Source organism: Vibrio sp. Vb339, assembly GCF_902751245.1.
Classification (GTDB): Bacteria; Pseudomonadota; Gammaproteobacteria; order Enterobacterales; family Vibrionaceae; genus Vibrio; species Vibrio coralliirubri.
The window spans coordinates 200,825-224,989 of the sequence record NZ_CADDIS010000006.1; the positions used below are offsets into that span (position 1 = coordinate 200,825).

General features: G+C 45.1%; 24 protein-coding genes. 16 read left to right on the top strand and 8 right to left on the bottom strand.

What is annotated here, in order from left to right:
• The first annotated feature begins 4 nt into the window (after window positions 1-4).
• From miaA to hflC, 5 genes are all read left to right on the top strand, one after another.
• Window positions 5-937, top strand: coding sequence for a tRNA (adenosine(37)-N6)-dimethylallyltransferase MiaA (miaA, locus tag HRQ85_RS21585; protein WP_017059926.1), 933 nt, complete (start codon window positions 5-7; stop codon window positions 935-937).
• A gap of 193 nt (window positions 938-1,130) precedes the next feature.
• Complete coding sequence (gene hfq / locus HRQ85_RS21590) at window positions 1,131-1,394, top strand: RNA chaperone Hfq (RefSeq protein WP_017059927.1); 264 nt, start codon at window positions 1,131-1,133, stop codon at window positions 1,392-1,394.
• Window positions 1,395-1,438: 44 nt separating this feature from the next.
• Window positions 1,439-2,746: a ribosome rescue GTPase HflX gene (gene hflX / locus HRQ85_RS21595; RefSeq protein WP_017059928.1), complete on the top strand. Its 1,308-nt coding sequence runs from the start codon at window positions 1,439-1,441 to the stop codon at window positions 2,744-2,746.
• Window positions 2,747-2,773: 27 nt separating this feature from the next.
• Window positions 2,774-3,976, top strand: coding sequence for an FtsH protease activity modulator HflK (gene hflK, locus HRQ85_RS21600; RefSeq protein WP_172380577.1), 1,203 nt, complete (start codon window positions 2,774-2,776; stop codon window positions 3,974-3,976).
• A 2-nt stretch (window positions 3,977-3,978) separates the two neighbouring features.
• Entirely contained in the window at window positions 3,979-4,956 is a 978-nt protein-coding gene (gene hflC / locus HRQ85_RS21605) for a protease modulator HflC (RefSeq protein ID WP_050647226.1), read from the top strand.
• A 170-nt stretch (window positions 4,957-5,126) separates the two neighbouring features.
• Here hflC and HRQ85_RS21610 read toward each other — a convergent pair whose 3' ends face one another.
• On the bottom strand, window positions 5,127-5,315 hold the full coding sequence (locus tag HRQ85_RS21610) for a DUF2065 domain-containing protein (RefSeq protein WP_010434105.1): 189 nt from the start codon (window positions 5,313-5,315) through the stop codon (window positions 5,127-5,129).
• Between the two features lie 172 nt (window positions 5,316-5,487).
• Between HRQ85_RS21610 and HRQ85_RS21615 the strand changes: the two genes are divergently transcribed.
• Complete coding sequence (locus HRQ85_RS21615; RefSeq protein WP_010434108.1) at window positions 5,488-6,804, top strand: adenylosuccinate synthase; 1,317 nt, start codon at window positions 5,488-5,490, stop codon at window positions 6,802-6,804.
• A gap of 54 nt (window positions 6,805-6,858) precedes the next feature.
• Here HRQ85_RS21615 and HRQ85_RS26270 read toward each other — a convergent pair whose 3' ends face one another.
• Entirely contained in the window at window positions 6,859-7,029 is a 171-nt protein-coding gene (locus HRQ85_RS26270) for a hypothetical protein (protein ID WP_231625250.1), read from the bottom strand.
• 73 nt (window positions 7,030-7,102) lie between these two features.
• Between HRQ85_RS26270 and motX the strand changes: the two genes are divergently transcribed.
• A complete protein-coding gene (gene motX, locus HRQ85_RS21625) occupies window positions 7,103-7,738 on the top strand; it encodes a flagellar protein MotX (RefSeq protein ID WP_017063177.1) in 636 nt (211 codons plus the stop codon).
• Window positions 7,739-7,865: 127 nt separating this feature from the next.
• Here the strand turns inward: motX and HRQ85_RS21630 are convergent, their stop codons facing one another.
• Complete coding sequence (locus HRQ85_RS21630) at window positions 7,866-9,275, bottom strand: amidohydrolase (protein ID WP_172380578.1); 1,410 nt, start codon at window positions 9,273-9,275, stop codon at window positions 7,866-7,868.
• Between the two features lie 247 nt (window positions 9,276-9,522).
• Between HRQ85_RS21630 and rnr the strand changes: the two genes are divergently transcribed.
• The 5 genes from rnr (at window position 9,523) to rplI (ending at window position 14,470) form a co-directional block, all read left to right on the top strand.
• Complete coding sequence (gene rnr / locus HRQ85_RS21635) at window positions 9,523-12,039, top strand: ribonuclease R (RefSeq protein ID WP_172380579.1); 2,517 nt, start codon at window positions 9,523-9,525, stop codon at window positions 12,037-12,039.
• 177 nt (window positions 12,040-12,216) lie between these two features.
• A complete protein-coding gene (rlmB, locus tag HRQ85_RS21640; protein ID WP_172380580.1) occupies window positions 12,217-12,954 on the top strand; it encodes a 23S rRNA (guanosine(2251)-2'-O)-methyltransferase RlmB in 738 nt (245 codons plus the stop codon).
• Window positions 12,955-13,249: 295 nt separating this feature from the next.
• Window positions 13,250-13,639 (top strand): 30S ribosomal protein S6, encoded by a 390-nt coding sequence (gene rpsF / locus HRQ85_RS21645; RefSeq protein ID WP_004741278.1) that lies wholly within the window; start codon window positions 13,250-13,252, stop codon window positions 13,637-13,639.
• Between the two features lie 112 nt (window positions 13,640-13,751).
• Window positions 13,752-13,979: a 30S ribosomal protein S18 gene (gene rpsR / locus HRQ85_RS21650; protein WP_000090472.1), complete on the top strand. Its 228-nt coding sequence runs from the start codon at window positions 13,752-13,754 to the stop codon at window positions 13,977-13,979.
• Window positions 13,980-14,017: 38 nt separating this feature from the next.
• On the top strand, window positions 14,018-14,470 hold the full coding sequence (gene rplI, locus HRQ85_RS21655; protein WP_048610692.1) for a 50S ribosomal protein L9: 453 nt from the start codon (window positions 14,018-14,020) through the stop codon (window positions 14,468-14,470).
• Window positions 14,471-14,651: 181 nt separating this feature from the next.
• Here rplI and HRQ85_RS21660 read toward each other — a convergent pair whose 3' ends face one another.
• Window positions 14,652-15,536 carry a DUF481 domain-containing protein gene (locus HRQ85_RS21660; protein ID WP_172380581.1) on the bottom strand — a complete coding sequence of 295 codons (885 nt, stop codon included), beginning with the start codon at window positions 15,534-15,536 and terminating at the stop codon, window positions 14,652-14,654.
• A 176-nt stretch (window positions 15,537-15,712) separates the two neighbouring features.
• Here HRQ85_RS21660 and HRQ85_RS21665 point away from each other — a divergent pair, with 176 nt between their 5' ends.
• Genes HRQ85_RS21665 through HRQ85_RS21675 form a run of 3 tightly spaced genes read left to right on the top strand, consistent with a single transcriptional unit; the run spans window position 15,713 to window position 19,425 of the window.
• Window positions 15,713-17,104: a replicative DNA helicase gene (locus HRQ85_RS21665; RefSeq protein WP_016767560.1), complete on the top strand. Its 1,392-nt coding sequence runs from the start codon at window positions 15,713-15,715 to the stop codon at window positions 17,102-17,104.
• A 6-nt stretch (window positions 17,105-17,110) separates the two neighbouring features.
• Window positions 17,111-18,196 (top strand): alanine racemase, encoded by a 1,086-nt coding sequence (gene alr / locus HRQ85_RS21670; RefSeq protein WP_017065624.1) that lies wholly within the window; start codon window positions 17,111-17,113, stop codon window positions 18,194-18,196.
• A gap of 23 nt (window positions 18,197-18,219) precedes the next feature.
• A complete protein-coding gene (locus HRQ85_RS21675; protein ID WP_105057878.1) occupies window positions 18,220-19,425 on the top strand; it encodes a BamA/TamA family outer membrane protein in 1,206 nt (401 codons plus the stop codon).
• Window positions 19,426-19,542: 117 nt separating this feature from the next.
• Here HRQ85_RS21675 and HRQ85_RS21680 read toward each other — a convergent pair whose 3' ends face one another.
• The gene (locus HRQ85_RS21680) at window positions 19,543-19,962 is read right to left on the bottom strand and encodes a secondary thiamine-phosphate synthase enzyme YjbQ (RefSeq protein ID WP_065677852.1); all 420 of its coding nucleotides are present in this window, start codon (window positions 19,960-19,962) and stop codon (window positions 19,543-19,545) included.
• A 326-nt stretch (window positions 19,963-20,288) separates the two neighbouring features.
• Here HRQ85_RS21680 and pgi point away from each other — a divergent pair, with 326 nt between their 5' ends.
• Window positions 20,289-21,941 carry a glucose-6-phosphate isomerase gene (gene pgi / locus HRQ85_RS21685; protein WP_086971996.1) on the top strand — a complete coding sequence of 551 codons (1,653 nt, stop codon included), beginning with the start codon at window positions 20,289-20,291 and terminating at the stop codon, window positions 21,939-21,941.
• Window positions 21,942-22,094: 153 nt separating this feature from the next.
• Here pgi and HRQ85_RS21690 read toward each other — a convergent pair whose 3' ends face one another.
• The 3 genes from HRQ85_RS21690 to HRQ85_RS21700 form a co-directional block, all read right to left on the bottom strand.
• Window positions 22,095-22,556: a chemotaxis protein CheX gene (locus HRQ85_RS21690; RefSeq protein ID WP_017059940.1), complete on the bottom strand. Its 462-nt coding sequence runs from the start codon at window positions 22,554-22,556 to the stop codon at window positions 22,095-22,097.
• A gap of 17 nt (window positions 22,557-22,573) precedes the next feature.
• Window positions 22,574-23,032: a zinc uptake transcriptional repressor Zur gene (zur, locus tag HRQ85_RS21695; RefSeq protein WP_017059941.1), complete on the bottom strand. Its 459-nt coding sequence runs from the start codon at window positions 23,030-23,032 to the stop codon at window positions 22,574-22,576.
• Between the two features lie 440 nt (window positions 23,033-23,472).
• Window positions 23,473-24,078, bottom strand: coding sequence for a S24 family peptidase (locus HRQ85_RS21700; RefSeq protein ID WP_172380582.1), 606 nt, complete (start codon window positions 24,076-24,078; stop codon window positions 23,473-23,475).
• Window positions 24,079-24,165 lie beyond the last annotated feature (87 nt).

A 24,165-nucleotide genomic window follows, 5' to 3' on the forward strand; every position in this document is an offset into this window, starting at 1 on the left:
TATCATGACTGAAAAATTACCTTTAGCGTTGTTTTTAATGGGCCCAACGGCGTCAGGAAAAACAGATTTAGCTATCCGCTTACGTCAGAAATACCCTGTAGAGATCATCAGCGTCGATTCGGCATTGATCTACAAAGACATGGATATTGGTACCGCTAAACCGGATGCGGAAGAGCTTGAGCTCGCGCCTCATCGCTTGATTGATATTTTGGATCCAAGCGAAGCGTATTCTGCGGCAGATTTTCGTCGTGATGCGATCAATGAAATGAATAAGATTGTAGCGGAAGGTAAAATCCCGTTACTTGTTGGCGGCACAATGCTGTACTACAAAGCATTGTTGGAAGGTTTATCGCCATTACCAGCCGCGGATCAAGAGATTCGTAAGCAGATTGAAGCGGAATCTATCGAACAAGGTTGGCAGGCATTGCACGATCAATTAAGAGAGATAGATCCCGTATCCGCTGAAAGAATACACCCAAATGATCCACAAAGGCTTTCAAGGGCATTGGAAGTTTACCGAATTTCGGGTAAAACATTAACAGAGCTAACTCAAACGAAAGGCGATAGCCTGCCATTTCGTGTAAAACAATTTGCAATAGCTCCCAAGGAAAGGACTGAACTCCATCGCCGCATTGAGCTGCGTTTCGAGAAGATGATAGAAGCGGGATTTGAAGATGAAATGAAGGCGTTGTACGCCAGAGAAGATCTTCACCCTGAACTGCCATCGATCCGATGCGTTGGTTATAGGCAGATGTGGGATTATTTAGACGGTAATTGTGATTTAGACGAAGCGGTTTTCCGTGGTGTCTGTGCAACCCGTCAGTTGGCCAAGCGACAAATCACCTGGTTGCGCAGTTGGGATGATTTAACTTGGTTAGATAGCGAAAACATTGATCAAGCGTTAGAAACTCTTTCAGATGCAATAGCATCTGATTAGTATTGCTGTGTATAATGTGATCGCTTTTGCGTGAATATACTCTGGAAAGGATCCGTTATTGAGGCTTTTAAAAAATCACAGCCTTTCAATAACAACGGAGTTTTTTTATTCATTTAGCTCAGATGCAAAGGCCGCACCTTTTTGTGCACCACTAGCTAAATAATTACAACAAAATACAAATAAGGAAAATAAAATGGCTAAGGGGCAATCGCTACAAGACCCATTCCTAAATGCACTCCGTCGTGAGCGCATTCCAGTCTCTATCTATCTTGTTAACGGCATTAAGCTGCAAGGTCAGATCGAGTCTTTCGATCAATTCGTGATCTTATTGAAGAACACAGTAAACCAAATGGTTTACAAGCATGCGATTTCTACTGTGGTACCTGCTCGCGCAGTGAGTCACCACAGCGGCGAGCAACGCACGCCATCTGATCGTCCAGAGAAGACTGAAGATTAATCGTTCAATTGATACAGCTTGCGCTGTAATAAGGAGTTGGCTGCTTGTTTGACCGTTATGAATCCGGCGAGCGAGCCGTACTTGTTCATATCAACTTCACGCAAGAGGGAGAATGGGAAGACCTAAGCGAATGTGAAATGCTGGTCTCCTCAGCGGGGGTAGAAACGCTACAAGTGATTACTGGTAGCCGACAATCCCCACTCCCTAAATACTACGTTGGAGAAGGTAAAGCCCTAGAAATCGCACAAGCTGTTCAGCTAACCGGTGCTGAAATTGTGATTTTTAACCACTCCCTCTCTCCTGCCCAAGAGCGAAACCTCGAGCAATTGTGTAAATGTCGTGTGATTGATCGCACGGGTTTGATCTTAGATATCTTTGCACAACGTGCGCGAACTCATGAAGGTAAGCTACAAGTTGAGCTCGCTCAGCTTCGTCATATCTCTACTCGATTGATTCGTGGTTGGACTCACCTTGAAAGGCAGAAAGGTGGTATTGGTCTTCGTGGTCCAGGTGAAACTCAACTGGAAACCGATCGACGTTTGTTGCGTGACCGTATAAAGGCAATACTACGTCGTTTAGCGAAAGTCGCTAAGCAGCGTGAACAAGGACGACGTGCTCGTAATCGAGCTGAAATCCCAACAATTTCTTTGGTTGGTTATACCAACGCAGGGAAATCAACACTTTTCAATCGCATCACAAGTGCTGGTGTTTATGCGGCAGACCAACTGTTTGCAACTCTAGACCCAACACTACGTAAGATTGATTTGGCAGATGTCGGGCCTGCAATTCTCGCAGATACCGTAGGTTTTATCCGTCATCTACCACACGACTTGGTCGCTGCGTTCAAGGCAACATTACAAGAGACGCAGGAAGCTGACATTTTGTTACATGTTGTTGATGCCAGTGATGACCGTTTTCGTGAGAACATTCAGGCTGTTCATGAAGTATTAGAAGAAATTGATGCTCATGAAGTGCCAACCCTTGTAGTCATGAACAAAATTGACTGCATGGAAGACCAAAAACCTCGAATTGAAAGAGACGAAGAGGGCGCACCTCGCGCTGTTTGGGTTTCTGCAATGGAAGGAGAAGGTATTGAACTGCTGTTTGAAGCTTTAACTGAGCGTTTAGCTAGCCAGATGGTTCAATTCCGGTTGTGTATTCCACATCAACATCAGGGCCGTATTCGCAGCTTATTCTTCGAGATGAAATGTATTCAACAGGAAGAGTATGATGAAAATGGTAACTTGTTGATAGATATCCGAATGCAACAAATAGATTGGTCTAAACTTGAAAAAAGAGAAGGGGCGCTCTTAGGTGACTTTATCGTTACCAAAGAGACTGCTACAGTATAACGTCATATCAAATGATGGAGCTTTCTAATGGCGTGGAATGAGCCTGGAAATAACAACAACGGCGATAATAACGGCCGCGATAATGACCCTTGGGGTAATAAAAACAATCGCGGCGGCCGAGATCAAGGACCGCCAGATCTAGACGAAGTGTTTAATAAACTAAGTCAAAAGTTAGGTGGCAAGTTTGGTAAAAAGGGTGGCAACGGTAACGGGCCATCTATTGGCGGTGGCGGTGCAATTGGCTTTGGTGTCATTGCCGTTATTGCTATTGCTATCTGGTTCTTCGCTGGTTTCTACACCGTTGGCGAAGCAGAAAGAGCAGTAGTACTTCGACTGGGTCAGTTCGACCGTATTGAAGAACCTGGTCTTAACTGGCACCCACGCTTCATCGATGAAATCAAAGATGAGCAACTAGTAAACGTTCAAGCGATTCGTTCTCTACGTGCTGCTGGCACGATGCTAACGAAAGATGAAAACGTTGTGACTGTTGAAATGGGTGTTCAATACCGTGTTTCTGACCCATACAAGTACTTGTATCGTGTAACGAATGCAGACGACAGTTTACGCCAAGCAACCGATTCTGCTCTTCGTGCGGTAATTGGTGACTCACTAATGGATAGTATCCTGACAAGTGGTCGTCAGCAGATTCGTCAAAGCACTCAAGAAACGTTGAACCGTATTATTGATAGCTACGACATGGGTATTCTGATTGTTGACGTGAACTTCCAGTCAGCACGTCCACCTGAGCAAGTGAAAGATGCATTTGATGATGCTATCGCGGCTCGTGAGGATGAAGAGCGTTTCGAGCGTGAAGCTGAAGCTTACCGAAATGACATTCTTCCAAAAGCAACAGGTCGAGCTGAGCGTTTGAAGAAAGAAGCGGTAGGTTACTCAGAGCGCACAGTTAATGGTGCTCTAGGTCAAGTTGCTCAATTCGAGAAACTGCTACCTGAATACCAAGCTGCTCCTGAAGTAACACGTAACCGTATGTACCTAGATACAATGGAAAAAGTGTACTCAAGCACATCGAAAGTCCTGATTGATTCTGAATCAAGCGGTAACTTGCTATACCTACCAATTGATAAGCTAGGCGCACAAGGTGGTTCTCAGTCGGGCTCTCGCCCTGCAAAAGCATCATCAACTTACGATCAAATTGAGTTAGAAACTCAAGCGGATCCTAAGCCTAGCACTCAAACTCGTTCAGACAGTTCACGCCAAGGGAGATACTAATAATGCGTAAATTAATGATCCCTGTATTAGTTGTGACGATTGCCCTTCTATTGATGTCACTATTTGTGATTCAAGAAGGCGAACGTGGCATGGTAATTCGTTTTGGTCGAGTTCTCGATGACAACGGCGTATCACGAATCTATGAACCAGGCCTGCACTTTAAACTGCCTATGTTTGATCGCGTAAAAGTACTTGATGCTCGTATTCAAACTATGGATGGCCGTTCTGACCGTTTCGTAACATCAGAGAAAAAAGACGTTCTAATTGATACCTACGCAAAATGGCGTATTGCTGATTTTGGACGTTTCTATCTGAGTACCGGTGGCGGTAATATCATGACGGCAGAAGCACTTCTTGAGCGTAAAGTGACAGATGTTCTTCGTTCTGAAATTGGTTCTCGTGAAATTAAGCAGATTGTGTCAGGCCCTCGTAATAAGGACATCCTGCCAGACTCTGCTGATAGCGAAGTCGTCACAACGGTAGCGGCTGCAGAAGCACTAGAAGTTGATGGCGAACGCGATAAGATCATGGAAAACGTTTTGTCTGGAACGGCAGAAAGTGCGATGGCTGATTTAGGTGTTGAAGTTGTTGATTTCCGTATGAAGAAGATTAACCTTCCTGACGAAATCAGTGAATCTATCTACCGCCGTATGCGTGCAGAACGTGAATCGGTTGCTCGTAGACACCGTTCTCAAGGTCGTGAGAAAGCGGAAGTTATCCGTGCTCAAGCTGAGCTAGAAGTGGCAACAGTTCTTGCTGAAGCTGACCGTACAGCTCGAATCACTCGTGGTGATGCGGATGCAGAAGCAGCGAAGATCTACTCTGATGCGTTCAGCAAAGATGCTGAGTTCTACGGCTTCATGCGTTCATTGCAAGCTTATGAGACATCATTTAGCGATAAGAGTGACATTCTAGTACTGGATCCGAAGACAGACTTCTTCCAATACATGAATCAAGCAAGCGGCGCTCCAGCAAAATAAGCTGATGCGTTAGCGAATGCTTAGCTCAATAAGCAAAATACGTTAAAACTTAAAAGGCTCCCATTGTGGGAGCCTTTTTGTTTTCTACGACCTATCTAAGGACGAGACACCTTTGAAGATTCACTATTGGGACGAGGGGAGGCACTCAACAGCGTTCTACTTATAGAAACCTAGCGGTAGGTCATGAAAGCGATAACCGCTCCAGCCACCACAAGACAGCCTCCAATGCGGCGCAGTTGCGTGTCTGGTTGCTCACTCAGTTGTGCGACCATGTTTCTCCAGCCATTGGGTGCAATCAAGGGGCCAAGCCCTTCAACAATAAGTACGAGCCCAATAGCGAGCCAAATTGATTGAGACATGGTTCTGCCTTTTGTCTGTAAAAAAGCAATGATATCAGTATCTTTACACATCTGCCCCCAGTTATGGCTGGTTTATTTTTGTACAGCGTTAACGTTTATGAACAAAAAGTGACTGCAAGAAGTGTGATTCAGTGCTAGAATCCATTTTTAATTAGCAACAGAAATTGGAAAGATGGGAAATAACGTAGTCGTTCTAGGCACCCAATGGGGTGATGAAGGTAAAGGTAAAATCGTTGACCTTTTAACTGAAGATGCAAAATACGTGGTTCGCTACCAAGGCGGTCACAATGCAGGTCACACACTTGTAATTGACGGTGAAAAAACCGTTCTTCACTTAATTCCATCAGGCATCCTACGTAATAACGTTAAATGTGTTATTGGTAACGGTGTAGTATTATCGCCTGACGCACTTCTAAAAGAAATGAAGCCTCTTGAAGATCGCGGTATTCCAGTACGTGAACGTCTTTTCATCTCTGAAGCTTGTCCTCTAATTCTTCCGTACCACATTGCAATCGACAACGCGCGTGAAATCGCTCGTGGCGCTAAAGCTATCGGTACAACGGGTCGTGGTATCGGTCCTGCTTACGAAGATAAAGTTGCTCGTCGCGGTCTACGCGTTGGCGACCTTTTCGATAAAGAAGCATTTGCTGAGAAGCTAAAAGAAGTTATGGAATTCCACAACTTCCAACTAGAGCACTTCTACAAAGCTGAAACAGTAAGCTACGAAGAAGTTCTTGAGCAAGCGATGAGCTACGCAGACATGTTAACTGCGATGGTTATCGACGTAACTGACGAACTAGACGCAGCACGTAAGCGCGGCGACAAGATCATGTTCGAAGGTGCTCAAGGTACGCTACTAGATATCGATCACGGTACTTACCCATACGTAACGTCTTCTAACACGACTGCTGGTGGTGTTGCTGCAGGTTCTGGTTTCGGTCCTCGTCACATCGGTTACATCCTTGGTATTACCAAGGCTTACTGTACTCGTGTTGGTTCAGGTCCATTCCCAACTGAGCTATACGATGGCCTTGAGAAGCAAGACCCAGTTGGTAAACACCTAGGCGATGTTGGTCACGAGTTTGGCGCAACAACTGGTCGTCTACGTCGTACTGGTTGGTTCGATGCTGTTGCTATGCGTCGTGCAATCCAAATCAACTCTCTATCTGGTATGTGTCTAACTAAACTAGACGTTCTAGATGGCCTAGAAGAACTAAAAATCTGTACTGGTTACAAGATGAAAGATGGTTCTATCCTAGAAGTTTCTCCAATGGCTGCTGAGTCATTCGAAGAAGCGACGCCAATCTACGAAACAATGCCTGGTTGGTCTGAAAACACATTTGGTGCTAAATCTATCGACGCGCTTCCACAAGCTGCTCTAGATTACATCAAGCGTATCGAAGACCTAACTGGCGTTCCAATTGATATCGTATCAACTGGCCCAGATCGTAACGAAACTATCATTAAGGTTCACCCATACGGCGCGTAATGCCCGTTGAGTGATTACCACAGCACATAAAGTGCTTTGATAATTAAATCGTTTTTAAAAGCCGACTTTATTAAGTCGGCTTTTTTGTACCTGTAATTTGAAAACGAAGTCGTCTTTGATGATCTTTTGAACGCCATCTGGCAAAATATTGCCCATTAGCGGCAAGTTTTGTCTAAAGCCGCCGGGGTTATTGCCGATACAGATATCATGGAAAGTGAAGTTCACCCTGTTTTGTGCGTGTAGAAATCCTCTGCATTCCTTAATAGATAACTTTAGCGACAGATAATAGAGTGCAGGTATGAAGCTACGAATTGTGGCAGCTTCATTAATAATGGCGCTGAGCTCACCCTTGAGTCATGCAAATTTGGCTGATGTGGGAGAGCCCGTTCCAATATATACAGAAGCTGAACTGATTAATTTAATCGAAAATAATCAACATCTAGAGCGAGTGAAAGCTGATAAGTGCCAGTTAGTTGAAGATATCGTTGCTCGCGCAACGCGTATTAGCTTGCCTTCTTATGAGTTTTTATACGGTGATATGTTGGCTTGGGGTGTGTGTGTTCCACAAGATGTAGAGCTTGGCCTTTACTATATGGAAAACGCGGCACATCAAGGTTTACCCGCTGCATTAGAGCAGTTAGGTCGTTATTACTCTCGTGGTACTTTGGTACAGCAAGATCAAGAGCGTGCGATTCCGTATCTACGTGAAGCGGCCTCTATGGGTAACTTAAGTGCGAGCATTCACTTAGCGGAACTCTTGTTACGTGACTACGGTAGCCCATTGGATTATGAAGATGCTTACCGTTGGTTGTATAACTCGGTAACCGCAGACCAAAGACAACACAGACGTATCACTGTGCTTCGTAGCGGTCTGGAACAGAGAATGCCAGACAATATTATTGCTCGAGCAAAACGTCGAGACGTGTTCTGGTAATACGATCAAGAAATCTGTAACGATCCCTGCACTCATTGTTACAGGAAACAAGACTTAAAAAGCCCCGCCTAACTGAATTAGTGCGGGGCTTTTTACGTTTAGATGGTCATGCTATTCGTTAGCGAGTTTATTGAACAACCTCACCAGACTCAATGACCGTTTCACGAACAACCTTAGTGCAATCTAGTGCTTCTTGGCGGATCTTGTCTTCGTCTACCGTTAGCATGTCGCGATCTTGCATGATGATTTTGCCATCAACGATGGAATGACGAACGTTGCCTGAGTTAGCTGAGTACACCAGTGCTGAGTATGGGTTGTAGACCGGAACCATATTTGGCGCCTTAGTATCGATCACTATGATGTCAGCTAGTTTGCCTGCTTCAAGAGAGCCGATCTTATCTTCCATGTGCAGCGCTTTTGCTGCGCCCATGGTCGCCATGTCGATCACTTTGATCGGTGGCATCGCAGCACGATCTTTGTTAACTAGCTTGTGAACCTTAGCCACTTGGTTGAACTCATCAATGGTGCTCAGTGTGTTACCAGACATTGGGCCATCAGTACCTAAACCGATACGTACGTTCTCGTCATACATCTTAAGGGCTGGTGATACACCTTTTGCTGACTTGATGTTAGCACTCATGTTATGAGCCACACCCATATCCGATTTCTTCACCAGTTCGATATCATGATCGTCAACAAGGATCATGTGTGCACCCACCAAGTTCTTGTTGAGTGCACCAATGCTATCCATGTATTGAACCGGCGATAAGCCTTCTGAGCGCTCGGCGATCTTCTCTACTTCACGGTGCGATTCTGCAAGGTGGATCATCACTGGCACATCTAACTCTAGGGATAGCTTAGATATTTTCTGCAGGATCTCTGTGGTGTTGGTGTAAGGCGCATGCGGTGCAAACGCTGGTGTGATTCGCGGGTGATCTTTGTATTCTTCAATAAAATTCAACGCGTATTTAATGCCTTCTTCGGCGTTAGCCGCATCGGCGACTGGGAACTTAATCACCGTTTCACCTAGGATGGCACGCATACCGATCTTATCGACGGTTTTCGCGACTTCATCTTCGAAGTAGTACATGTCGGCGTAGGTCGTCACACCGCCTTTCACCATTTCAACGTTACCCAGGTTCGCACCAATGCGTACCATGTCTCGCGATACTAGCTTCTTCTCTAGCGGGAAGATGTAGCGGTGCAGGCGATCTGGCACATCATCGGCCAACGAACGGAAAACTGTCATTGATACATGAGTATGAGTATTGATGAGACCCGGCATAACGATATCGCCATCAACGTCTAACACTTGCTTAGCTTGGTACTGCTTCTCTAATGAAGCATCACCAACCGCAATGATTTTGTTGTCTTTGACGACAACAGTACCGCTTTCATAAACCGTTTTGTCTTGGTTCATGGTCAGAACCATCGCATCGGTAATCATCAGGTCAGCTTTTTCCATTGCCGAACTTGCGAATGGGAACAGCGCTAGGCTCGCCATAGCTGAAGCCAATAAAGTGCGTTTTAGTTTCATATCATACTCAGAACAGGAGTTGGTAAAGTGCGTGGATAATAGTGTATTTCGTTCATGGCGCAAACGTTTGTTTTATCGTTTGCTTGAAATTTTGATGATAGTCCACGTCTATGAAGCGATGTTTCACAAAGTGAAGATATGTATCAATCTGAGGTTATTTGAGCGTTTTCCAAAGCATATCTGTAGCTTACCTCTAGCATCAGATATACTAGGGGTATATACCTTCCTTGCTTAAGCAGGCCCGCCTATGTCAAAAAACACACCAACGTCAGAAAATACGACAGCGACAACCACTGTTGATCCTTTTGCCGACCGAGAGTCGAAAAATTACGATAACCCAGTACCAAGCAGAGAGTTCATTATTTCGTTTCTAACAGACGCGAATATTCCGATGAACCGCAACGATCTATTCGAAGCTTTGGGTCTTGCTGGAGAGGAACAATATGAAGGGCTGCGTCGTCGTTTACGTGCAATGGAGCGTGATGGACAGCTTATCTTTACTCGCCGTCAGTGCTACGCATTGCCAGAGAAGATGGAACTGATCAAAGGCTATGTGATTGGTCATAAGGACGGTCATGGTTGGGTTCGCCCAGACGGCAGTGTGGGTAAAGACAATGATATCGTGCTGCCGCATCATCAGATGAAAACCATCATGCACGGTGATTACGTATTGGTTCAGCCTACTGATAACAGTAAGCGTGGCCGTCGTGAAGGTCGCTTGGTTCGTGTGCTTGAAGAGCGCAAAACGCCACTTGTTGGCCGCTTCTTCCTAGAGTACGGCCATTCTTACGTTGTTGCTGATGATTCGCGTATTAGTCATGACATCCAGATCCCTACTGAGCATAAAGGCGGTGCTCGAATGGGTAATGTGGTTGTGATTGAAATTACGGATCGCGGTGGTCGTTCTCGTAACATGATGGGTAAAGTAACCGAAGTTCTTGGTGAAAACATGGCGCCGGGTATGGAAACGCAGATTGCGATCCGTACTCACCAGATCCCACAAGAGTGGCCTGAAGCAGTAGATAAGCAAATCGAAAACCTCGGTGAGCATGTTCCTGAAGAAGCAAAAGAAGGACGTGTAGACCTGCGTAAACTGCCATTGGTTACCATTGATGGTGAAGATGCGCGTGACTTCGATGATGCGGTTTACTGTGAAGCGAAGAAAGGCGGCGGTTGGCGTTTATGGGTAGCGATTGCTGACGTAAGTTACTACGTTCGCCCAGATACAGCGCTAGACAAAGAAGCGATTAACCGTGGTAACTCGGTATACTTCCCGTCACAAGTCGTGCCAATGCTGCCAGAAGTACTTTCTAACGGCCTATGTTCGTTGAACCCACAAGTAGACCGTTTATGTATGGTGTGTGAGATGACTATCTCAGACAAAGGTAAGCTGTCGGGTTACAAGCACTATGAAGCGGTAATGAACTCTCATGCTCGTCTTACTTACAACAAAGTAGGCGCGATCTTAGATGGCAATGAAGAACTTCGTGAGCGTTACGAGCCAGAAGTACCGCATCTTGAAGAACTGCACAAGATGTACAAAGTGCTTAAGAAAACGCGTGATGAGCGTGGTGCGATTGAGTTTGAAACGGTAGAAACCAAATTTATCTTCAATGCGGATCGTAAGATCGACCGTATTGAACCGGTAATTCGTAACGATGCACACAAGATCATCGAAGAGTGTATGATTCTGGCGAACATCGCATCGGCATCTTACGTAGAAAAAGCGAAAGAGCCTGCTCTGTACCGTGTTCACGAAACTCCGGGCGAAGAGCGCTTGATGGGCTTCAAGAGCTTCTTAAGTGAATTAGGTTTAACGCTAGAAGGTGGCCTGTCACCATCTCCAGTAGACTACGCACAACTGATGCAACAGATTAACGAACGTGAAGACCGTGAATTAATCCAAACCATGCTACTTCGTTCAATGAAGCAAGCGGTCTACAACGCGGATAACGCGGGTCACTTTGGTTTAGCTCTTAAACGCTATGCTCACTTTACCTCGCCGATTCGTCGTTACCCTGACTTGCTATTGCACCGTGCGATTAAGTACCTTATTGCGAAAGAAGGTGGTCGTAACAGCGAACGTTGGACGCCAACCGGTGGTTACCACTACACTTTCGATGATATGGACTTCTACGGCGAGCAGTGTTCAATGACTGAGCGTCGTGCTGATGACGCAACACGTGAAGTGAACGACTGGTTGAAGTGTGAATACATGCAAGACCATGTTGGCGAAGTGATGGATGGCGTAATTGCTAACGTGACTGGTTTTGGCTTCTTTGTTCGTCTAACTGAGCTGCACATTGATGGCTTGGTACATATCTCAGCGTTAGCAAATGATTACTACCAATTTGATGCTGTTGGCCAGCGTCTAGTGGGTGAAAGCTCTGGTAATATCTACCGCTTGGGTGATTCGGTTAAAGTGAAGGTTTCTGCGGTTAACTTAGAAACTCGCCAAATCGACTTTGACTTAGAAGACACCGATCGTCAGCCACGTGGTAAAGGCAAAACAGCCAAGAAGCGTGCAGCAGAAGCGATGAAAAAGGCGAAAAGCAAGAAGCGCTCTGCAGTGAAGAGTAATAAGCCGGGCGTATCTGCGAAGCCTATGGTTGAGCCAACTAAGCGACCTGATGGAAGCAGCGAAGGCCCAGCTAAGAAGAAAAAATCATCGAACAAAACCGGTGCTGCTAAAGCGCGTGCTAAGAAAAAGCGTGCTAAGAAAAAGCGTGCTGCAACCCGTAAGCCAAAGGCTGATAAGTCTTAAAACTGATAAATCTTAAGGCTAATAGGGCGCTTTGCTAATCAGGTTTAGCGCCTAACTGATTTAATTTAGTGCGAGAGTATCAGGCGTAAGACGCATACTCTCGAAATGAACAACACAGAGAGGGATGCATCGGCATTGATGTCATTCTTCTCTGAGCAATAAGAGTAACTAGAGACAATGAGTAACGAATTTATTTACGGTATTCACGCGGTGAAAGCCGTACTAGAAAAAGATCCGGCACGTTTTATCGAAGCGTATGTGCTGAAAGGTCGCCAAGACGAGCGTCTTCTTCCATTACTGAACCAACTACAACAGTTTGGTGTGTCGATTCAGCAGATGGGTCGTAAGCCGCTCGATGAAAAAGCACAAGGTGCGAATCACCAAGGTCTTATTGCTAAGGTGAAGCCTGCTAAGCAGCTTAATGAAACTCACCTAGACGAAATCCTAGCACAGCACGAACAGCCTTTGCTGTTGGTTCTAGATGGCGTAACAGACCCTCATAACCTAGGTGCTTGTCTACGTAACGCGGATGCTGCGGGTGTGGCGGCTGTTATCGTACCTAAAGATCGCTCTTCGCCGCTAACTGCAACGGTAAGTAAGGTTGCGTGTGGCGCAGCTGAAACGGTTCCGCTAGTACGTGTAACCAACCTAGCTCGCACAATGCGTGCACTGCAAGAGCAGGGCGTATGGTTTGTAGGTACGGCAGGTGAAGCAACGCATGATATCTATCAAGCGAAGCTAACAGGCCCTCTTGCGGTTGTTATGGGTGCAGAAGGTGACGGTATGCGTCGTCTAACGCGTGAAACCTGTGATGACCTAATTAAGATCCCAATGGCAGGCAGCGTGTCGAGCCTAAACGTTTCGGTAGCATCAGGCATCTGTCTGTTCGAAGCGGTACGTCAGCGCCTAGCTTAATAACGTTAAGCTGAGTCAAAAGGCAAAACGACTTTAAGTCTATGAATTTATTAACGCTCACCACTTGCTGGTGGGCGTTTCTTTTTTGGTGATTGTAGACAGGCTTATTGGTTTGTTGGATGGCTAGATGGCGAAAGAAAAACTGTTTCATTATTCGCCAAATACCACTTGCCAATACAGGGTTCTTTCTATAATATTTGCCGTCCTTAAAACTCGGTCATTTATCTTTAGTTCCTTGCTTCCTCTGGACGACCGGGCCACTCGTGGAAGCTAATAATCCGTAAGGAGCAACCAAATGCGTCATTACGAAATCGTATTCATGGTTCACCCTGATCAAAGCGAGCAAGTTGCTGGCATGATCGAGCGTTACACTGGTTCTATCACTGAAGCTGGCGGTACTATCCACCGTCTAGAAGACTGGGGTCGTCGTCAAATGGCTTACCCAATCAACAAGCTTCACAAAGCTCACTACGTTCTTATGAACGTTGAAGCTGGTCAAGAAGTGATTGACGAGCTAGAAACTGCTTTCCGTTTCAACGATGCAGTTCTACGTAACATGATCATGCGCACTAAAGGCGCTGTGACTGAGCAATCTATTATGCTTAAGCAAAAAGAAGAGCGTGCAGAGCGTGCTCCTCGTCGCGAAGAGCGTACAGAAGCTAAACCAGAAGCAGCTGCTGAGTAATTCTTTTTTGGCTTAACGCCTTAAAAAATTCTCAACTTGTTTTAGGTCATTGATAGTTATTTCGATAATTGTGAAAGACCGCTTTACTAAATTTAAGATCAGGAGATAGCCCATGGCTCGTTTCTTCCGTCGTCGTAAATTCTGCCGTTTCACTGCAGAAGGCGTACAAGAGATTGACTACAAAGACGTAGCAACTCTTAAAAACTACATCACTGAAGCTGGTAAAATCGTACCTAGCCGTATCACTGGTACAAGCGCTAAGTACCAGCGTCAACTAGCTCGCGCTATCAAGCGTTCTCGTTACCTAGCTCTACTACCGTACACTGACAAGCATCAGTAATCGGTAATAGTTAATAATAGTTTAAGAGGACTAAGATAATGCAAGTTATTCTACTTGATAAGATCGGTAACCTAGGTGGCCTTGGCGACCAAGTAAACGTTAAATCTGGTTACGCTCGTAACTTCCTTATCCCACAGGGTAAAGCAGTTATGGCAACTAAAGACAACGTTGCTATGTTCGAAACTCGTCGTGCTGAACTAGAAGCTAAAGTTGCTGAGCAACTAGCTGCTGCTGAAGCTCGTGCAGAGAACGTTAACACTCTAGAAGGCGTTTCAATCGCTTCTAAAGCTGGTGACGAAGGTAAACTATTCGGTTCTATCGGTACTCGTGACATCGCTGACGCTATTACAGCGGCAGGTGTTGCAGTAGCTAAGAGCGAAGTACGCCTACCTGAAGGCGCTCTACGTAACATCGGCGAATTCGAAGTAAGCATCCAACTTCACTCTGAAGTTTTTGCTACTGCGAAAATCGCTATCGTTGCAGCTGAGTAATTTCAGTACCAAGACGAATTCTTTCTTTTGAAAGTTTTAAACACCAGCTTCGGCTGGTGTTTTTTTATGTCTGGAATATAGGAAAGTACAAGGAAGGGCTACAGTAGGTAAAAAGCTTACGGTGATCCATAAGCTGTTATTGCTGAACAAGTTGTTCTCAAGGTTAGAAGTGGCCTTAAGATTAGAACTGGAAGAGTAAGTTGATAGATAGAACAGAGTCTTCTTTGCTTAAGCCTTCAGGCACTTTATCGTGGTACTGGCGAGAGTGAGCGATCTTCAGCGCGATATTGTCAGTAATATCGTTGATGGCTTCGAGTTCAGTATCAAACTTTAGGTTACTGTGACCAGAGACAAGCGTCACGTCGGCCTTGAGCTGCAAATTCTTCAACACCTGCCAAGACGTATTCACGTTGCCACGGAAAATTGCCTCTTCAACAATCTCTGGGAAGATGATGTCATCGTCGTCTAATTCATCAAGGTTAGGTTCTTGGTAACGAAAACCTGGGCCTACTTCGACTTCTAACACAAACTTTTCGGTATTTGAAAACTGGTAACCCAGACCACTCGAAATTGTGTAGTCCTTAAAGTAAGCACTGTATCGTGAATCGACACCTTTAAAGCTGCCGTAAAGGTAGGTTTTAGGGCTTAACTTGTAGTCACTCTGAGCTGAGTAAGTCGATTGCCTTTTATCTTCTTCGCCATCTTTGTAGAGGTTATAGTATTTCCATTCACCACTGGTTCTATGACGGCCAGCCGTGTACTCACCGTTAAGGCGTGCGTTAAGCGAACGTGAATCAGAATTACCAGTATGCGACTGATATCCAAATTCGACTTCTGTTTTTAACGGGCTAGGCAGTTCTGTATCACTTGTATCACTCGGTGCGATATCCAACTCTTTTTCTTCAGGTGTCGGTGCAACGACGATCGGCTCAGCAGTAGCTTCTGGAACTACTATAGAGTCGAGGATTGCATCAACAGAGGCTTTAGCATCATCAGCTAAGGCCATCGGAGCGCTCAGGAGACCAGTGCTTAGAAGACCAGTGCTCAGAGCCAATAATTTGGACACGCATACCTCTAGTTATACAGTGAGTGAATGGCAGGATCGTAATGCTACCCTTGGTTAATTCCGTCAGCAATAGGTAAATTCTTCCTGAAGAATAAAACAAACTCATAGGATCGGATTACAAACGGATGTTCTTGGGTATAATGAACGATCATTATTAGTTATTGAGTGTAGTCATAGTGGATACCAAAAGTCAGAAATCAGCCAACGATCAGGTGGACGCCATCAAGGTCCCGCCACATTCATTAGAAGCTGAGCAATCTGTTATTGGCGGTTTGTTATTAGATAACGAACGCTGGGATACGGTTGCCGAAAAGGTTGTGGCCAAAGACTTTTATAGCCGTCCTCACCGTCTGATCTTTGAAGCGGTAAAGGATATCCTTGAAGAAAGTTCTCCTTTGGATCTTATTACACTCTCTGAACATTTAGAGCTGCGTGAGCAACTTGAAGAAGTGGGTGGCTTTGCTTACCTTGCTGACTTAGCGAAAAACACACCCAGTGCCGCAAACATCAATGCGTATGCAGATATCGTGGCGCAACGTGCACTTGTTCGTAGCCTGATTGGTGTCGCGAATGAGATTGCTGATTCTGGTTATGACCCTCAAGGTCGTACATCGGAAGAGCTGGTTGATCTTGCTGAAAGTAAAGTCTTCGCGATTGCCGAAGGCCGTGCAAGTGAAAACGAAGGTCCACAAAACGTTGATAGCATTCTAGAGAAGACGCTAGAACGTATCGAGATCCTATACAAAACGCCGCAAGATGGTGTGACAGGTGTCGATACTGGCTTCAACGACCTCAACAAGAAAACAGCAGGTCTACAAGGCTCTGACTTAATTATTGTTGCTGCTCGTCCATCGATGGGTAAAACCACATTTGCGATGAACTTGTGTGAAAACGCGGCGATGAAGCAAGACAAACCGGTTTTAATCTTCTCGCTAGAGATGCCAGCCGAACAGCTGATGATGCGTATGCTTGCGTCACTTTCTCGCGTAGACCAAACCAAGATTCGTACTGGTCAGCTAGATGATGAAGATTGGGCTCGTATCTCGTCGAGTATGGGTATTCTGATGGATAAGAAGAATATGTATATCGATGACAGCTCGGGTCTAACGCCAACAGAAGTGCGTTCTCGTGCTCGACGTATCGCTCGTGAACACGATGGTATCTCTATGATCATGATAGATTACCTTCAATTAATGCGTGTACCTTCGTTATCTGATAACCGTACTCTTGAAATCGCCGAGATTTCTCGCTCATTGAAAGCGTTAGCAAAAGAGCTGAACGTTCCGGTTGTGGCACTTTCTCAGCTTAACCGTTCCCTAGAGCAACGTGCTGATAAGCGCCCAGTAAACTCGGATTTGCGTGAATCAGGTTCGATTGAGCAAGATGCCGATTTGATCATGTTCATCTATCGTGATGAGGTTTATAACCCAGATAGTTCTTTGAAAGGCATTGCTGAGATCATCCTTGGTAAGCAACGTAACGGTCCGATCGGTTCGGTTCGTCTTACGTTCCAAGGCCAACACTCCCGATTTGATAACTATGCAGGCCCTGCATTTGATGATGAGTAATCGCTAATGACTTACATGAAAGCGGCGACGGCGAGCATTGACTTAAACGCGCTCGAACATAACCTGAACCAGATAAAGTCGAAGGCTCCTCAGTGCAAGGTCATGTCTGTTGTGAAAGCCAATGGCTACGGACACGGCTTACTGCATATAGCCAAGCATTCAAAAAGCTCTGATGCTTTTGGTGTAGCGCGTATTGAAGAAGCGTTACAACTTCGTGCTGGTGGCATTGTTAAACCTATTTTGTTGCTGGAAGGATTTTACTCTTCGGGCGATTTACCCATCCTGGTGACCAACAACATTCAAACCGTGGTGCATTGTGAAGAGCAATTAAGCGCGCTAGAGAATGCAGATTTGGAAACACCCGTTGTGGTATGGCTCAAAGTCGACAGCGGCATGCACCGATTAGGTGTTCGCCCTGAGCAATACCAAAACTTTGTTGAGCGTTTGCATCAATGTGCGAATGTTGCCAAACCTCTACGTTACATGAGCCACTTCGGTTGTGCTGATGAACTGGATAGAGCAACCACTGTTGAACAGACAGAGCTTTTCTTATCTCTTACCGAAGGTTGTGAAGGTGAGCGTTCACTTGCTGCCTCTGCGGGTTTGCTCGCTTGGCCAGACAGCCACCTTGATTGGGTTCGTCCGGGAATCATCTCTTATGGTGTCTCTCCGTTTGTTGATAAATCGGCGCAAGAGCTTGGATTTTTGCCTGTGATGACCCTGACCTCACACCTAATTGCCGTTCGCGATGTGAAAGCCGGTGAAAGTGTGGGTTATGGCGGAAACTGGACCAGTGAGCGTGATACTAAGGTTGGTGTTATCGCGATTGGTTATGGTGATGGCTATCCTCGCACTGCACCTAACGGCACTCCAGTGTTCGTTAACGGTCGAAAAGTACCGATCGCAGGACGTGTATCAATGGACATGCTAACGGTCGACCTTGGCCCTGATGCTGCAGATAAAGTCGGTGATGAAGCGACATTATGGGGTAAAGATTTACCTTCAGAAGAAGTGGCAGAACATATCGGCACTATCGCGTACGAGCTAGTCACTAAGCTGACTTCGCGTGTTGCGATGGAGTATGTGAAGTAGCTATGGATCTTGTAAAGTAAATGATGTTCAAGCGAACTACTCGACACTGGCTAACGTCAGTCTTGGCGTTAGCCAGTGTCAGCTTTTCTTCTTCTGTCTTGAGCGAAGAAAAAGATTCAGCCTTCGTCCCTTTCTATTTTAGTACTGAAACTTTGGGCAATACCTTTGGGGTTGCGGGTGTCGCAAAGGGCGTTTGGCAACCTCAAGCCGCTCTGTTTGGTATGGCACTCTATTCAGACAAAGACAGTTATGTCGGTTTTCTATCGGCCTTTAACTACGCTTTGTCTGAGAATGTTTTATTCAGTACTCAGATGTACCAAGCGCGCTTCAACGACAATCCTTATTACATAGGCTCTCAAGGCGATAACGATTCATCTATTGATGATAAAACCATTGCCGATGGCTTAGAACAGAACTATCAGTTTGAATTCAAGTATTTGCTACCTTGGGGCAATGTTGCAGAACATGGCTTGTTAGGGGCTTTTCAGCCAATCAAAGATGTGAGTTTTGCTTCGCCAGTCGAGTCGGGTGTCAGTTCGATTATCTTCACGCCTTTTTATACGGCACGTGAGCTAGAAGGTTTAAACAACACGGAAGAGGCGACAGGCTTTAGTCTGGCGTTGGATTGGGATAACCGTGATAGCACACGTAACCCAACCACGGGCTCTCATACTAACCTGGAATTCACAACAGGCGCAGAGAGTTGGTCTAACGATGACTTATGGCTTAAGTGGACCTTCCAAAATAGCCAGTACTTTGCTTTAGGTCCTTTAGGGGACCTATTCGATCAACAAGTTTTAGCATTCGATTTCTATACGGCTGACACGCCTACATGGGATAACTGCTCTGGGCAAGATTGTGCTCGCCCACCGGAGACAGAACAAGCTCGATTAGGTGGCTTGTATCGATTACGAGGTTATACCGGAGGCCGTTATCACGGTCGCTCTGCAGTGCATTACTCTGCAGAGTATCGAGTGCTTCCTGACTGGCAACCTTTGGGCGATATCCCACTGATTAACTACTACGACTTGCCTTGGTGGCAATGGGTAGCGTTTGCTGAATTAGGGCGCGTTGCAGATGAATACGACATCAAAACACTGCACTCGGACATGAAATGGAGCTTAGGTGGCGCAGTGCGTTTCCAAGTGGAAGGCATTGTTGTTCGTGCTGAGTTGGCGCGAGGTGGTGACGAAGGGACCTTTAGGGTCATGATCAATCAACCCTTCTAAAGCTTTCGGCCTACAGTAGGCCAAATACTATTCTTATAAGAGTGGTTGTGGAAACGCACCACTCTTTTTTATTAACAAGATATTGTTTTTATTAAGGAGATCTTGTTTTCAAGCAGTCTACTCACCTTGCATCGTAGCAATCACAGTTCGGCTTCCACCACAATCTCGGTGCTCTCCTAAGTAAATGCCTTGCCATGTTCCTAAAGCTAAACGACCATTGCTAATTGGTATTGTCACACTGGTGCCAAGTGTCGATGCTTTAATGTGGGCAGGCATGTCATCATCACCTTCATAGGTGTGTCTGTAGTAGGGTGCTCGCTCTGGGACAAACTTATTGAAGTGCGACTCCATATCGTTACGGACTGTGGGATCTGCGTTCTCATTTAATGTGAGGCTGGCAGAGGTATGTTGGATAAAAAGATGTAATAAACCAACAGATAGAGAATTGATATCGTGTATCTGTTGTTCAATTTCATCAGTAATGAGATGAAATCCACGCTTTCGTGCATTTAGGTGTATAGTCTTCTGAATCCACATACGCCATCCTTTATAATGTATTTGGAAAAAAAGTGGTTTAACGCTATCTTTTGAACTTGAATTTATCAGGTGTCGCTCACATTTAATTATGTTAGAGCTAGAGTCTGTACCGATTCTTCTGTCAGGAAATCTAATCCTGATTTATCTCAAGGTACAGCTCTTCATATGCGGCATAATACGTCGTGAAAAAAAATTACAAAGAATCTTTCAGTGGTGACGCGGTTTGGTCATCACAGAAAAATATAAACTTTCGCCTAATCGGGGGTTCTATTCATCACCCAGGTGACGTTTAGAATAAAACCTACAGTAACATCGGGATAGATACCATGTTGAAAAATATCAACCCAACGCAAACACAAGCGTGGAAAGCTCTAACGGCACATTTTGAGTCTGCTCAAGATATGGATATGAAAGAGCTGTTTGCTCAAGATGCAAAGCGTTTCGAGAGCTTTTCTACTCGTTTCGGTTCTGACATCTTAGTGGATTACTCTAAGAACCTTATCGATGCTGAAACTATGCAGCACCTATTTGCTCTTGCGAACGAGACTGAAGTTAAGTCTGCAATCGAAGCAATGTTCGGTGGTGATGCAATCAACAAGACTGAAGGTCGTTCAGTACTTCACACAGCTCTACGTAACCGTAGCGACAACCCAGTAATGGTTGATGGCAAAGACGTAATGCCAGCAGTGAATGCAGTACTAGCAAAAATGGAACTGTTTACACACCGCATCGTTTCTGGAGAGTGGAAAGGTTACACTGGTAAAGAGATCACTGATGTAGTTAACATCGGTATCGGCGGTTCGGACCTTGGTCCATACATGGTGACTGAAGCTCTAACGCCATACAAAACTCGCCTAAACATGCACTTCGTTTCTAACGTAGATGGCACTCACATCGTTGAGACACTTAAGCCTCTTAACCCAGAAACAACGCTATTCTTAGTGGCATCTAAAACATTCACGACTCAAGAAACAATGACTAACGCGCACTCTGCACGTGATTGGTTCTTGGCTGAAGCGGGTGACAACGCACACGTAGCTAAACACTTCGCAGCACTATCAACTAACGCAACTGCGGTCGCTGAGTTTGGTATTGATACTGACAACATGTTCGAATTCTGGGACTGGGTTGGTGGTCGTTACTCACTATGGTCTGCAATCGGTCTTTCTATCTCACTATCTGTTGGCTTCGATAACTTCGTTGAGCTACTAGAAGGTGCTCACGAGATGGATAACCACTTTGCTTCAACTGAGTTTGAAAGCAACATTCCAGTAATCCTTGCGCTTATCGGTATTTGGTATAACAACTTCCACGGCGCTGAGTCAGAAGCAATTCTACCTTACGATCAATACATGCACCGTTTTGCTGCTTACTTCCAGCAAGGCAACATGGAATCGAACGGTAAGTTTGTTGACCGTGAAGGCAACCCAGTAGAGTACCAAACAGGTCCTATCATCTGGGGTGAACCTGGTACAAACGGCCAACACGCTTTCTACCAACTGATTCACCAAGGCACTAAGCTGATCCCATCAGACTTCATCGCGCCTGCTATCAGCCACAACCCAGCATCTGATCACCACCAGAAGCTAATGTCTAACTTCTTTGCTCAAACTGAAGCACTAGCATTCGGTAAGACAAAAGAGACAGTAGAAGCTGAATTCCTAGCGGCTGGCAAAACAGCTGAAGAAGTGGTTGAGCTTGTACCTTTCAAAGTATTTGAAGGTAACCGTCCAACGAACTCAATTCTTGTTAAGCAAATCAACCCTCGCTCTTTAGGTAACCTAATCGCGATGTACGAGCACAAGATCTTCGTTCAAGGCGTTATCTGGAACATCTTCAGCTTCGACCAGTGGGGTGTAGAACTTGGTAAGCAACTAGCAAACCAAATTCTTCCTGAGCTTGCTGACGATGCTCAAGTAACGTCTCACGACAGCTCAACGAACGGTCTAATCAACGCATTTAAAGCGCTTAAAGCTTAATTGAGTTGATAGCACCAAAAAAACGCCAACCTTCGGGTTGGCGTTTTTGTATCTGTAGAGCAAGCATTGGTTAAATCGCAGGTAATAAAAAAGGCTGGCATGATGCCAACCTTCTTTGATTTGATACTCAGTACTGCTACAAATAAACAGCTGTTATTCGAAACAGATCTCGATGAAAGCATTACCCCATTGAGATGAGAAAGGCATGATGATGATTGCCCCATCACACTTGTGACGAATCGTATGACCTTTACCGGAAACCACGATTGGCGTTGCCATATCGAAGTCAAAACCGCTTTCCGCAAGAATACGTTTCGCACCGCCAGTCACCATGTTAGTGATTTCACCCACCATATCGGTCACTTCTTCGTTGAGGCCGTTTGGTCGTTCACCAAGCATGTTTTCCATGATTTCGAGAGCGAGACCTTCATCAAAGGTGATCGACATAGAGCCACGAGATTGTGTACCCACCATACCAATTAGGCCGGATACATCACCACGAGCGATTTCATCTTTCTTAACTCTCGGTTTTTGTGGCTTCAATTCTAGAGAAGCCATCGTTTTTAATACGTTCATCAAAGAAGCTAAAAACGGGTTTACAAATTCAGCGCGCATAATGTTCTTCTATAATCTTATTCTTTCATCTCGGAGGAGCAAGATTGGCAAATGCCATGCGATTCAATGACATGATTCGTCAATTGAAAGCCATGCTTCTCAGCGTTACTGGCGAGTAGGGTGACAAGCGCATCGTCCTGCAGTTCTATCACAGTGCCACATTTATCGCAGATCAGCAGTTGGGAGAAATGTTTGTTGGCATTGCAAGAGCAGCAGCATATGAAGCTATTGGTTGACTCAACTCGGTGAATGAAACCTTGTTCCAACAAGAAATCCAAAGCGCGATAAACTGTAGGAGGCTTGGCCTGTGGTTCACTGACTTTCAACTGCTCTAATAATTCATAAGCACTGGAGGCTTTTTTATTAGAGAGGATGAGCTCAAACACTCGCTTTCTTTGAGGTGTTAATCTAACGCCTCGCGATGCGCATATCCCTTCAACTTGCTCTATTAATGTGTGGTCCAAATTTTTCACCATTCAATCGGACATCCCTAATCATACCTTATTTCTAGGTTACTACGTTTTGGGAGCCAATGATTTCTATTAAAGTCAGGTACAGAGCGTATTGTGACCCACGACTTTGAATAAGACAAGGTAACTCAAAATGACAGTGTGACTCAAGGCATAACTGATTAATGAGGTTGAATTAGAGACCTGGTGAATAGGTTTATAAAAAAGTATGAGGTAAAGTTCATATAGCACAAACAGGGCATAGCATTTACAATAGCCGACCTTGCTTTTGCTGGGTATTCCAGCATATTTTTTTGACTCGCTACTAGGGTACTTTGCCATGACACATTCATGTAGGTTGTCTGTCGCTCCAATGCTCGATTGGATTGATTAAGCAGCCTTAGCAAGGGCTGAGCGAGTTTGAGGGGTACTATAGGAGTACCGCACTCAATAAATACTTCTACGCTTTACATTCTTTGTCCTGTCCAAACCACCTCACCGATGATCTCGAAGTCGGCACTTTTAATATCCTCTTTTCCTAGTTCCCATGCTTCATACGCACTATTGTCACTGACTACCTTGATACCGTTTGGTAGGAATTGAAGTCTTTTCACCATTAGTCGATTGTCATATCTAAATACGTAAATCCCGTCAGTAGAAAAACCATCAACTCGGTTCACCATTACGATGCTTTGATTTTTTAGAGTCGGGATCATGCTGTCACCACGAACAGGCATTAAGAAAATGTTGTTTGGGTTAAAACCGAGCTCTTGCCTAATGAATCGCTCACTGAAAACCATTGCGCTAGATTCTTCTTCTTTTTCAACGAGCGTACCTTGTCCAGCACTCACCTCAATATCGAAGAACTTCAATTCCAAATAACCTTTCGGTGCAATTGAGCCTGTTTTTGCGATCTCTTTCGCTTTTAAGAAAATATCTTCGGGGATGTGATCACGGTGTTTCCAGTTGGAAATGGTCTTAGGTGACTTCCCTAAAACCCTTGCTAAATCAACATTCTTAGATGTGTTAGTAAGCTCTTTAAGTTCTTTTAATTGTGCCTCAAAAGTTCCCATTGAAAAATCTCCGTGTACATTTGGGGTTGCTAATTGAAATTAGATCCTCAATAATTCCCCATGAAATGATTAGGGAGGTTTGAGGGA